The 11,816-nt window shown below is 72.2% G+C and carries 9 protein-coding genes; all 9 read right to left on the bottom strand.

Features of this window, described 5'->3' with window-relative positions:
- Window positions 1–2,708, bottom strand: a 2,708-nt coding sequence (locus ABVB68_RS22435) for a WXG100-like domain-containing protein (protein WP_503006215.1), incomplete at its 3' end; no start/stop codon positions are given.
- 36 nt (window positions 2,709–2,744) lie between these two features.
- Window positions 2,745–3,125 carry a hypothetical protein gene (locus tag ABVB68_RS22430; RefSeq protein WP_353602886.1) on the bottom strand — a complete coding sequence of 127 codons (381 nt, stop codon included), beginning with the start codon at window positions 3,123–3,125 and terminating at the stop codon, window positions 2,745–2,747.
- A 2-nt stretch (window positions 3,126–3,127) separates the two neighbouring features.
- On the bottom strand, window positions 3,128–3,583 hold the full coding sequence (locus ABVB68_RS22425; protein ID WP_353602885.1) for a YbaB/EbfC family nucleoid-associated protein: 456 nt from the start codon (window positions 3,581–3,583) through the stop codon (window positions 3,128–3,130).
- Window positions 3,584–3,844: 261 nt separating this feature from the next.
- Complete coding sequence (locus tag ABVB68_RS22420) at window positions 3,845–7,363, bottom strand: AAWKG family protein (protein ID WP_353602884.1); 3,519 nt, start codon at window positions 7,361–7,363, stop codon at window positions 3,845–3,847.
- A 121-nt stretch (window positions 7,364–7,484) separates the two neighbouring features.
- Complete coding sequence (locus tag ABVB68_RS22415; RefSeq protein WP_353602883.1) at window positions 7,485–7,955, bottom strand: type VII secretion system-associated protein; 471 nt, start codon at window positions 7,953–7,955, stop codon at window positions 7,485–7,487.
- 140 nt (window positions 7,956–8,095) lie between these two features.
- Entirely contained in the window at window positions 8,096–8,404 is a 309-nt protein-coding gene (locus ABVB68_RS22410; RefSeq protein ID WP_353602882.1) for a WXG100 family type VII secretion target, read from the bottom strand.
- 95 nt (window positions 8,405–8,499) lie between these two features.
- Complete coding sequence (locus ABVB68_RS22405; protein ID WP_353602881.1) at window positions 8,500–8,835, bottom strand: hypothetical protein; 336 nt, start codon at window positions 8,833–8,835, stop codon at window positions 8,500–8,502.
- 529 nt (window positions 8,836–9,364) lie between these two features.
- Window positions 9,365–10,948, bottom strand: coding sequence for a type VII secretion protein EccB (eccB, locus tag ABVB68_RS22400; protein WP_353602880.1), 1,584 nt, complete (start codon window positions 10,946–10,948; stop codon window positions 9,365–9,367).
- Between the two features lie 128 nt (window positions 10,949–11,076).
- Window positions 11,077–11,816: ubiquitin family protein (locus ABVB68_RS22395; protein WP_503006214.1), on the bottom strand; the 740-nt coding region annotated here is incomplete at its 5' end.

Here is an 11,816-nt window from a genome sequence, read left to right as displayed (position 1 = left end):
CCGAGGGCGCCGGCGAGCGGCAGCAGCACGTCGGCGCCGGGGAAGGCGGTGTCGGCGGCCGGCGAGGTCGGGTCCGTGCCGTCCGGCGTCGCCGCGGGCGCCGGGCCGGTGAGCGGGCGCACCCGGACCGGGGCGCCGGGTCCCTGCCGGGTCAGCTCCACGGCGGCACGCACGGGTCGCGCCGTCCCGTCCGGAGTGGTCGCGGGTCCGAGGACCACGGCTCGGTCGGTCCCGGCCCCGTCCAGCAGCGCGGCGGCCTCCGGCGACCCGGAGACCGGCGGCGGTGCCTGCGACACGAGCACGGTGAGGGGCGGCGTGTGGCCGGACACCGGACTTTCGTCGGAGGCGGGCCGAGCCGTCTTCACGTCGGCGGCGGCGCCGTCGTGTGCCGGGCGGACGCCGCGGTCCGTGGCCGGGGCGCCGCCATCCGTGTACGAGCCGGTGGTGTCCACCTTGGGCGGAGCCGTGCCGAGGTCGGCGGAGGGTGAAGCCCCCGTGGCCCCGGCCGAGTCGGCCCCGCCCTCGACCGTGACGTCCCCCGGAGAGGGTCGCGTGCCCGAAGGCGCGTGGCCCCGCGCCTCCTGCGCGGAGTCGTCCGAGGTGGTCCGCGTGCCGTCGGCGCCGGTCGCAGCGTGGCCCCCGGGGGTGCCGTGCGGCTGACCTGCCGTCGGCGCATGCGTGTCACCGGAGTCGGTCACCCCTCCCGGCCGCGCCCCGGAACCGGGACGGCCCCCGGAACCGGCCCCTGACCGGGGACCGGCACCGGAATCGGCACCAGCCGCCGACCCCGGACCGGCACCGGAATGGGCGCGAGGCCCCGAACCCGCGCCGGAAGCGGCACCGGCCCCCGAACCCGCGCCGGTCCCGGCCGCCGTACCCCCGGCGCCCACCTGGGGACCCGCTACGACCGGCCCCCCGGAGTCGGCGGAACCGTCGACCCCCCGGACCTGAGCGTCCGGCGTGCCCCCGAGCGGCGGCCGCACCGTCACCGGTGTGCCGAACGAGTCGAGGGCGCGGCGGACCGAGTCGGCGTCCACCTGGGCGGCGAGGTCGTTCCCGGTGGGGACGACCCGGACCTCGGGCACCTGGGAGAGGTGGGCGTGCAGTCCGTCGCGGACGCCGACCTCGGCGGGGCCGGGCAGCGGCGTTCCGCGCAGGGCGGCCAGGTGGTGCAGGGCCTGTTCGCGGACGTCGGCGGGTCCGTGGTGCACCTGCCGCCAGAGCGTGTTCTCGGCGGCGGTCACGGGCAGCGGACCGGGCGTGTAGGACGGCGGCGCCGGGGTCGTGTACGGCGGCGGGTTCCCCGGGGAGTACGGCGGAGGCGCGTCGGTCCCGGTGAAGCCGCCCTGAACGCTGCCCTGTTGCCCGGCCGTCGGGGTGCTCCCGCCACCGGTGAAGTCGCCGCGCGGCGGCCCGCCGGGGCGGTCGGCACCGTCACCGCCGCCGGAGCGGTCGTGCGCGCCGTCGCCGGAGCCCCGGGTGCCGGGGCCGGACGTACCGCCGGAGACGGTGGCGGGGTTGCGCAACTTGTCGATGACGTGCCGGAGTTCGGCGCCGCTGTTCAGGGCGGTGCCGTGCAGGCTGCTCTCGACCTGGCTGCTGAGGCCCGCACCGACGAAGGTGGACCAGCTGGTGGACCAGTCGCCGTCGAAGGCGCCCTTGATCAGGAACTCGCCGAGCGCCTCGCCGGAACCGGCGGCGAGGAAGTCGGCCGTGCCCTTGAGCCCGTAGTGCCCGGCCAGCGCGCCGGGCCGGTCGGAGTTGTAGCGCAGGATCTGGCTGTTGCGCCACAGCTCGGGGTTGTTCCGGAAGGAGTGCGGGCCGTCGCGGAAGGTGACCGGAGGCGGGTTGGAGCCGGGGCGGTCGGTCGGCGTGTGGTCGCGCGGGGGGTGGGAGCCGGGCCCGGGGTCCGGCTTGGGGTTCGGGCGGTAGTCCTTGAAGTCGGGGCCGTGCGGGTTGGGGTGGGGCTTGTAGTCGAGGTCGGGTCCCTTCTTCAGGAAGTTGGTGTCGAAACTCTTGACGATGTTCTTCGCGAGATGGTCGAAGATGCTGGTGAAGAAGCCGGCGGCGGCGCCGAACGCGCCGTCCTTGAGGATCTGGCTCCAGTCGAAGCCGTCGGGGCGGCGGCCGCGCGGCGCGAAGTTCATCATGGCCAGGCGCACGGCGAAGGTGGTGAACGCCTCGGCGAACGCCTCGGTGAGCGAGGGCGCCAGGTGCAGCCGCTGGAGCAGATGGCTGAGCGTGGTGAGGATCATGAACCGGCTGCGCAGCTTGGCCATCATGATCTGGCTGGCGCTGACGCCGCCGGTGAAGAAGGACATCGCCAGGTAGATGGCGATCTCGATGAGCAGCCGGATGATCTCGGCGATGACCTGCCACTTGGACTCCATGATGTCCATGGAGGTCTTGCGCCGGCCCTCGGCGATCTTGTCGAGCTGTTCGGCGAAGTCGCGCAGGTAGTTCTTGCCGCCGTCGTCGATGAGCATGCCCATCGCCTTGGCGTACGACTTGGAGAGGTCGTCCGGCATCGACTCGGCGATGTCGTGGACCGACTTCTCGATCAGCGCGGACATCCGGTCGAGCTTGCGGCCCAGCCCGGAATAGGGGCGGCGGCTCTCGTAGGCGAGGTCCTCGTCGGCGTCGATGAGCTTCTCCCCGGTGAGGATGAAGATCATCGCGTTGACCTCGGGCGATGCCTTGATGCTCACCGGGCGCCGCTCCGTGCGCCGCTCGGGCCGCGCGGGTCAGTGGCGGCCATGCCCGCCCGTGCCGCCGGTGCCGCCGTCCAGGCCGTGCGTCTCGATCCGGCTGTTGCGCTGCTCGATGTCGTCGATGTTGCGGTCGCGGGTGTCCTTCATCAGCCGGACCTGGCTGAGCGTGGCGTCGGTGATGCCCACGAGGGCGTCCCGGATGGACATCATGGTGTCCTTGGTGGTCTGCCGCTCCTTCTGCTCCTGCGGCCTGGCCTTCTCGGCGAAGTCGCCGTCGGTGCCGGGCCAGCTGACGGTGGGGGCCAGCTCGTCCAGGAACTCCTCGGTCATGGACCTGGCCAGGGTGCCGATCTCCTCCAGCTGGCCCGCGAGGGCCTCGATGCGCTGCGGGTCGACGTGGTAGCGCTGTCCCATCGTCAGTCCTCCCCGTCCTCGCCGAGCGCGTCCCGCCAGGCGGGCGTGGCCGGGCCGCCGCGTGCCGTGTCCTCGTCGTCCTCGCGCAGCACCTCGGGTCCGAAGATCCGCTCCCAGTCCAGCTCGAAGCCCTTCAGCTCCGGTACGTTGCTGCTGGGTTCGGTGAAGGGTGCCATCGCCTTCATCACGTGCCGGTTCATCTTCACACGCGCGGCGCCCGCGGCCTCCAGGACGCTCGCGGCCAGCTCCTGGGGCGACATGTCGCGGTACTTGTTCTCCAGGAACTCGATACCGGTCAGTTCGCCCTGCGGTCCGACGGTGGCGCGGACGGCGCGGTCGGAGGAGAGCACCGCGAAGGACGCCTGCCGCAGTTCGCGCTCGGTGCGCGCGAGTCCCTCCTGCGCGGCCTGAAGTTCGGCCATCGCCTTCTCCAGACGCTTCTCCAGCGGTTCCGTCACGCCGCTTCGCCTTCCGCTTCGCCCGTACGACGGCCCGTGCTGCCCGGTGCCGTCAACTGCTGTGCTGATCCTGCCTGGTGAGAGGCCCTCCGGGGAAGCCGGGGCCGGGTGGCGTTCGTTACTCCCCGCCGACGGTCGCCTTCCGGTGGCCGTCCACAGCGCGTCCGGCCGACCGCCCGGAGCGTGTCCGGCTCACCGCCCGGTGCCTCGCCGGCTCAGCAGCCGGAGCGTGTCCGGCTCGCCACCCGGCGCCTCGCCGGCTCACCGCCCGATGACGGCCGGGGTGCCGCCCTCCTCGGTGCCCCACACGTCCGCGTCCTCCTCCAGGTAGTCGGCGGAACTGGTGGACCTGCGGTTCGGCTCCGCCACCTCCTCGGGGGTGTCCGCGCCCGTGGTCGCCACCCGGTTGGCCGGTGCCAGGAAGGTGTCGCTGTCCTCCTGGCGGTACCACGGGCTGCGCCGGCGCCGGTTACGGCGTTCGCTCTCCTCGGCCGCGTCGACCAGCACGGCGCGCACCCGCTCGCCGTTGCCCTTGCCGCCGCCCGCTCCCATGCCGCCGGCGCCGCCCATCGGCGAGCCGGGCGAGCCGGGGGCGCCAGGCGTGCCGGGGGCCCCGGGGACGGTGGCGGGGGTGAGCGGGCTGCTCCCGGCCGGGACGCTGTCGGAGAGGGGGGCGGCGCCGGTGGCGGAGAAGCCGTCCGCCGCGACGGTGGCCGCCCCGCCGAGGCCGCCGCCGACGCTTCCGGCGGTGACGGTGCCGCTGCCGCCGCCGGTGCCCAGGCCGGAGAGGGACAGCCGGCTGGTGGTGCCGTGGCCGCCGCCGGTTCCGCCGAGGCCGTCCAGGATGTCCGAACTCCCGTGCTTCCCGGACGTGTTGAGGTCGTGCAGGTTCAGCGTCTCGGTGTGGCCCTTCGGGTCGGTGAGGGTGGTGGCGCCGGTCTCCGGGTCGATGACCTCGGTGCTGCCGTCGGGGAAGCGGTTGGTGAGCTTGCCGTCGTCGAGGACGGTGGTGGAGCCGTCCGGGTTGGTCACCTTCGCCCCGTGTGTGAGGTCGACGGTGTGGTGGGTGCCGTCCGCCCCGACCGTGGTGAGCTTCCCGGTGTCCACGTCGAACGAGGACGTGGTGCCGTCGCCGAAGGTGCTGGTGATGTCGCCGTGGGAGTCGAACGCGAGGTGGCTGCCGGTCGGGCTCTGCAGACCGGACCCGTCGACGTCGAAGCTGCCGAGGCCACCCGAGGACTGGGTGTTGATGCCGCCCAGATCGCCGAGGTGGCCCAGATCGCCGCTGTGGTTCGGGGAGTTGAGGTTGCCCAGGTTGCCGAGGTTCTCGCTGTGGGTGGTGCCGTCGGGGTCGGTGGTGACGCTCTGCCCGGTGGCGGGGTCGACGGTCTGCCTGGTGCCGTCGGGGAACGTCGTCGTCAGCCTGCCGTCGTCCCCGAGGGAGGTCACCGAGCCGTCCGGGTTGGTCACCTTCACTCCGCCGCCCAGGTCCGCGGTGGTGCTCGAGCCGTCCGGGTGCGTGGTCGTGAGAGTGTGCCTGCCGGGGTCGAAGGTGCTGCTGCTGCCGTCGGGGAACCGGGTACGCAGGTCACCACCGTCGGTGAGCTGGGTGCTGCCGCCGGTCGGGGTGCCGAGCACACCGTCGTGCGAGCCGCCGTTGAGGCCGTCGAGGGTGCCCAGGTCGGTCGTCGTGGTGGTGCCGTCGGGGTTGGTGGTGACGCTCTGCCCGGTGGCGGGGTCGACGGTCTGCCTGGTGCCGTCGGGGAACGTCGTCGTCAGCCTGCCGTCGTCCCCGAGGGAGGTCACCGAGCCGTCCGGGTTGGTGACCTTCACTCCGCCGCCGAGGTTCGTGGTCGTCTTCGAACCGTCCGGGTGGGTGGTGGTGAGCACCTCGCTGCCGGGGTCGAAGCTGGTGCTGCTGCCGTCCGGGAAGTCGGTGGTGAGCCTGCCGTTCCGGAGCTGGGTGCCGCCACCGGTCGGGGTCTTCAGGGAACCGCCGAGACCGGTGTTGAGTCCGCCGAGGCTGCCCAGGTCCTGGGCGACGGGCGGCGGCACGGTCTGCTGGGCGTCACCGCCCCGGCCGTTGATGTCACCGAGGCTGCCCAGGCTCTCGGTGGTAGGCCTGTTCTGGTTGAGCAGGTCGCCGAGGCCGCCGAGGGTCTGCTCCGTGACGGCGTTCGGGCCGCCGGGGTCGTTGAGCCCGCCGAGGCTCTCCGTGACGGCCTTGCGCTGCTCCTCGGCCTCACGCTTGGCCTCCTCCTGCTGCCTGCGCTGCTCGTCGCGGATCTCGTCCTGGTACTTCTTGTCCTCCTCGCGCTGCTTGTTCTGTTCGTTGCGCAGGTCATCCTGGTACTTCTTGTCCTCCTCCCGCTGCTTGTTCTGCTCGTTGCGCAGGTCATCCTGGTACTTGCGGTCCTCCTCGCGCTGCTTGTTCTGCTCGTTGCGCAGGTCCTCCTCGTACTTGCGGTTCTCCTCGTTCTGCTTGTTGATCTCCTCCTGCTCCTCCTTGGCCTTCTTGTCCTTGTACTCGTCCGCGGCCGTCCCGGTCGACTTGGGCTTGGGGACGTTGTCGGAGAAGTCGGTGCCGAGGTCGAGGAAGTGGTTGTTCAGGCCGGACTGGACCTGGGCGGCCGGCTTGCCGAGGTACTCGGCGACGCCCTGGCTCCAGAGCTTGACGGCCTTGTCGCCGACCTTCGCCCAGTTGGCGATGTCGTTGAGGTCGCCGTACTCGGGGTGGTTCTGGGTGAATCCGGCCTGCGGGCTGTGGCTGACGATCGTGGAGTAGCGGGTGCTGTACGACGTGATGTCCGACTTGGCGACGTTGTTGGTGTCGACCCACTGGGCGAGGTCGTCCAGGACGTAGCGCAGCACCTGGTGCGGGTCGTAGTACGCCGACTTGGCCCAGGTGAGCCACGCGTCCAGCAGCTTGGTCGCGGCGTCCTCCAGGTACTTGCGGCCCAACGACAGGGCGCGCGAGTAGACCGTGTTGCCGGTGCCGGTGTCGGTCCCGTCGCCGGCGGCGGGCGAGGAGTTGAAGGTCTCGACGTAACTGTCGTAGTTCTCGCGGATCTTCTTCAGCAGACTGCGGAAGACCTCGGCGGCCTCGCCCTTCCAGCTGGCGTCGTCGCGGCCGAAGCGGTCCTCCCAGTCCTTGAGGACGGGCGCGTGGTCCTTGAAGAACTTGGCGGCGTAGTCGAAGGAGTCGCCCGTGGTGTTGAAGGAGTTGAGGTCCACCACGTCGGCGCCGGGCACGCCCAGGTTGCTGAACCGGGCGTCCTGGGTGTTGCCGCCCAGCAGGGCGAGGAGCGCGGCCCGTGGCCCGTTCATGTACCGGGCGAGCGGGATGGTGCTCATCTTGTCCTTGTTGTAGTCCGTGAACTCGTTGCCCTCACGGACCTGGGCGTTGTGGACGTCGTCGGAGCCCGGCGTCGCGAAGATGATCTCGTCGCCGGCCTTCACGCGGCCCTCGAAGACGATCCGGGCCTGCATGATCGACTGCTTCTTGCCGCTGTCGAAGAAGAAGATGTCGTAGTCCTCGCCCGAGTTCGTCAGGAACCCGGACTCCTTGACGAGGAGGCTGAGGCTGCGCTCCTTGATGTCCATGCGGAAGAGCTTGCCGCCGTGTTCGGAGCGGAGCGTGTCGAAGATGGTGTTGCGGTCCGGGACCGGATAGCCGGTGATGTGGGTGACCAGGGCGGCCCAGGTGTCGTCCGAGGGGTCGCCGGCCTTGTCGAACTTGTCGACGTTGGCGGCGGAGTGGGGATCGTACCGGTCGGCCACCGGGCGCCCTTTCTGGTCGGTTGTCGTCCGGAGCGGCACACCACGCCGTCGTGGGGGTGTGCGTCCGGGGGTCGGTCACGGGGGACGTGCCGGGCGGTGGGCGCGCCGGCGTGCGGGCGGGTCAGCCCGCGTCGCCGGGCTTGCCGGTGGTGCCGGACGTCAGGGTGTCGACCTCTTCGAAGGTCTGGAGCAGGGTCTGCGCGTCGATCGCGTCGAGGTTCTTGTCCTTGGTCTTGTTGGCCTCGTCGATCGTGTCGGTGAGGGCCGCCTTCAATTCCTTGAAGAGGTCCATCTGGTCACCGAGCAGCTTGTCGATGGCCTCGGCCGCGGTGCGGATGTCCTCGATCAGCTTGGGGCCCGACACCAGGGGGTCGGTGACCATCTTGCCGATGCGCAGGAGCTGCTTGTCCTGGGCGAGGTTGCCGGGGGTGGTGTGCCCGTCGACGAGCTGGCCGAGCGGGCGGATGTGGGACCCGTCGCCCTGTTCGCGGTGTTTCTTCGCGGCGGTGTACACCGGCTGGACCTCGTTGTCGCGGAAGTTCTCCATCTGCTTGAGGTCGAAGTGCTTGACGTCGGCCTTGTCACCGGCCATGGGTCGCTCTCCTGCCGCTCGGTGCCGGACGGGGACGGGGTACGGGTGCGCCCGCCCCGGGGGGACGGGCATCGGCCGGACGGGTCGCCCGGCGTTTCCCCCGGGGCCCTGGGCCGGGCCCCCGGGGACGTTCCGGCGGACTAACGGGCCCGCACGTTGCCCCAGTTGTCGGCGCTCCTGCGCTCGTCACGGGAGTGGTTGTCGTGGATGCTCTGGATCAGCGTGCCGCTGTCACCGAGGAGCGCGGCCATGTTCTTGGTCGCCTGGTCCCACTCCGCCTGGACGGTGCGGTACATCTCCTGGTCCGAGCCCTCCCAGGAGGAGACGAGCGGCTTCAGCTCGTCCTCCAGGTTGTTCAGCGTGTTGATGATCTGCTGGGTCTGCTCGGTCAGCTCCTCGATGGCATGCCGGACCACGGGGTACTGCACATCGATGATGCCGTCGGCCATGACGTCTCCTTACGGGGTGGCCGGGCGCCGGCGCCCGGGAAAGCGTGCGGGGCGAAGCGATGACGTCGCCGCCCGCTGTCGCGCGGATGGTCGGGTCAGCTCAGCGCTTCGAAGACGCCCTGGCTGGTCTTGCTGTTGAGGACCTCGGTCAGATCCTGGTTCTCCTTCGCCAGACGGTTGGCGGAGGTCACGTTCTCCTGGAGCGCGTCGACCATCTTGCTGATCTGGACGACCACCTTCTGCGCCTCGGCGTTCCAGCTGCGGAAGAGCTTCAGCAGGGCCTGCCCCTCGTCGCCGCCGACGCCCGTGCGCGCGGCGATCTCGGCGACGTTGTTCTGGATCTTCTCGACCTGGGACCGGGCCGACTCCAGGGAGGAGACGCCCCCCAAGCCCTTGGCATAGTCCGCTTTCCTGGCGGCACTGTCGGCCATGTCACGTTCCCTTCGTTCAGGCTGATCTCGTCGAACCGGTGTCCGCCGAGGCTAAGGAGAACCCGGCGTTCCGCGCAACGGACGCAGGGAAGATTTGAGCTTGCGCCGGAGCGTCAGAATTGCGGTCGGGTACGGGGGTTGTACGAACGATACGGCGAAGTGGGCATCGCCCGGCGGGATTCGTCCGGGCACGAAGGGTGTACCGCACATGCGGTTCGTCGATACAGGCGGGAAGCGGTCACCCGGAGCGGCCGAACGGGCATCGCTGACGTATCCGGATGGCAGCGGTATCCGCGCCACCGCAACGGCCCGTCGGTAATGATCTGAGCTTTTTCTGAGCTTTTCCGCCGGGCCTCGCCCAGCGCGACTTCACCGGCTCCGCACCTCCGTGTCCGCCGGCACCGCACGCGGCGACCGGGGAAGCGGATTTCGGCTGGAATTCGCCCCTCCGGGTCACCCTTTTCCGTTCCTTTCCCTGCCTTTTCCTTTCTTTACGGCCACATGAGGCTGTATGCGCCCCTTGCCGTGATCAGCGCGCGGTGACGGCTGTGCGCGCCGTGCCCACCTTGACCGTCTTGTCCGCCTTGTTCGTGCCGGTCTCCCCCGCCTCCCGGCCGCAGGCGGGTGCCGTGACCCTGGGGGCGGCGGCGCCCGTCGCGGCGGCCGGATCGAGGTCGGCGCCGGTCGGCAGCGAGGCGAGCAGCGGCGCCGGGACGGAGTCGATGTCCGAGGCCTCGTAGCCGAGCGAGGCCAGCGCCTCCCTGCCCGAGACGCGGTACTTCACGCCGTTGTCGGCCACCAGGTAGGTCGTCCCGGCGTGCGCGGCACCACTGGCGTTCAGGGCCCGGACCAGGGCGCCGTGTCCGGGTCGGACCACCGTGACGTCCGTCGGGACGCAGGCCGGCTTCAGCGGCTCGGCGGTGCCCGCCCCCACCGCCGCGGGCGCCAGGTCGGTCAGGGAGACCAGGACCGAGGCGATGCGGGCGCCGCCGGCGCCGCCGTCGACCTGCGCGCACAGCGCGCTGCCGCGCGGGGTCGTCCGGGGGACGGGCGGCGCGTCCGGCAGTTCCGCCGAGCCCGCGCCCGCGGTGTCCCGGGCGCGGTGCTCGCGCAGCACGTCGGCGCCGACCGTACGCACCTCGGGCGAAGCGCCCTGGTAGGCGTTCTTCTCGGTGGCCGGGTCGCCCAGCACCAGGGCGGCGCCGAGCCGGGTGAGCGGTACCAGACCGTCCCGGCGCAGCAGTTGGTAGGTGCTGCTGCCCCCGGGCACGCTCACCTTGAAGACCTGGCCGACCCGGGTGGCCTCGCCCCCGATGAGCGGGCCCTTCTCGCCGCGCCCCGGCACCGCCGGCGGCTTCAGCGCGGGCCCCGGGGCCAGCGCGTCCAGGAAGGCCGCCGAGACCCGCATCGGCCGTTGCGAGCCGTAGCCCAGGGCGGTGCGGGCGTTGGAGGCGCGGTCCAGCGCCAGTCGGCTGCCGCGCCACACCAGGTACTGGGTGCGGTCCGGGCCCTCGACCAGCACCCCGTTGTCGGCCGCGACGCCCCGGCTGTCCAGGGCCGCCCCGGCGACCACCGTGGTGGCGCCCGGCTTGTCGACGCCGGTGTCCGCGACGACGCCGGACGTGTCCGGCAGCGCGCCGTCGGGACCGGTGACGCACATGTGCCAGGCGCCGTCGTCGAGCCCGCCGGAGTCGGGCACGCTGTCGGGGGCGCCGGGGAGGCCGACCGGGGCGCCCACCGGCACGTCGCGCAGGGAGGCGGTGCGCACGTCGGCGGTCTCCAGGCCGGGGCCGCCGATCAGCCGCGCGGAGGCGTAGTTGCGCACCGGGTGCAGGACGTCGTCGGAGCCGGTCCACAGGTAGCGGGCGCCGGTGTCGCGGTTGACCACCAGGTGCACGCCCTCGCGCCAGCCGTCGTTGCCGCCGGGGCGCAGCAGGCCGTAGACGGTGGCGCCGGCGCCGATCAGGACGGTGACCAGGACGCCGAAGACGACCCCCCGGGTGGTGCGCCCGAGCGGGCTCTCGGGGGCGTCGGGGTCGGCCATGAGCAGACCCGAACTGAGCCTGCCCATCATGAAACTGTGGGCGTGCACCTGGTCGCGCTTGGACTGCACAGTCCCTCCTCACTCGTTCTCGATGAACCGGTACGCCGGTACGCCGGTACGTCCGTACCCGGGCCCCCGCTGGGCCGCCCGCGCGGCCGGCCGGAGAGGCCGGTACGTCCGTACCCGGGCCCGCGCTCTCAGCCGAACAGCCCGCGCAGCCAGCCGAAGAGGCCCGCCACCCACAGGGTGAGCGGCAGCAGCGCCACCGCGAAGCCGGTGTGGGCGAGTTCCGCGGCGCGGCCCCAGTAGGGCAGCATCCGCCGGCCGGGGACCGTCCAGGCGGCGACGACGAGGGCGGCCGCCGCGGCCAGCAGCACCGCGAAGACGATCACCCGGCCGGTGCCGTCGCTGCCGACGGCCCAGGCGCGGGCGAGCAGCAGCAGCCCCCACAGGCCGGGCACGGCCAGGGTGAGCCGCTGCCCGGTGTGCACCAGGCCGCGGGCGTGCAGGAGCAGCAGCAGGCTGAGCACCAGGGCGGTCAGCACCTCGGGCAGGCCGGGATGCTCGGTGAGGACGACCAGGGCGGCCGCGACGACGCTGCCGGTGGCGGCGAACAGGGCGGTGACCCAGCGCCCGGCCAGTTCGGTGCGCTCGGCGACCTCGCCGCCCGCGTAGGGTTCGATGCCCTCCTGGAGCTGCCCGGCGGAGGACGGCAGGGCGGGCATCCGCATGCCGGCCAGCTTGAAGGCGAACGGTGCGACGGTGCCGGCGCCGAGCGCGGCGAACGTCGCGACGAGCGCCGTCGAGCCCGGCACGGTCAGGTCGGTGTAGCCGGTCAGGGCGCCGGCGACCGCGACGGCCACCGACACCACCGCGCCGGCCAGCAGGGCCGGGGCGCCCACCGCGGTGGCGGCCAGCGCGAGGACCGCGCCGCCCG

It is taken from the genome of Streptomyces sp. NPDC096012 (assembly GCF_040426375.1).
Lineage (GTDB): Bacteria > Actinomycetota > Actinomycetes > Streptomycetales > Streptomycetaceae > Streptomyces.
The sequence above is the reverse complement of the archived record's forward strand: the minus strand, read 5'-3'. Positions and strand labels throughout refer to the sequence as shown.

Coding starts and splice junctions, on each gene's coding strand:
- ABVB68_RS22430 (WP_353602886.1), bottom strand. CDS start 3,125: ATGGGACAGCGCTACCACGTCGACCCGCAGCGCATCGAGGCCCTCGCG.
- ABVB68_RS22405 (WP_353602881.1), bottom strand. CDS start 8,835: ATGGCCGACAGTGCCGCCAGGAAAGCGGACTATGCCAAGGGCTTGGGG.
- ABVB68_RS22410 (WP_353602882.1), bottom strand. CDS start 8,404: ATGGCCGACGGCATCATCGATGTGCAGTACCCCGTGGTCCGGCATGCC.
- ABVB68_RS22415 (WP_353602883.1), bottom strand. CDS start 7,955: ATGGCCGGTGACAAGGCCGACGTCAAGCACTTCGACCTCAAGCAGATG.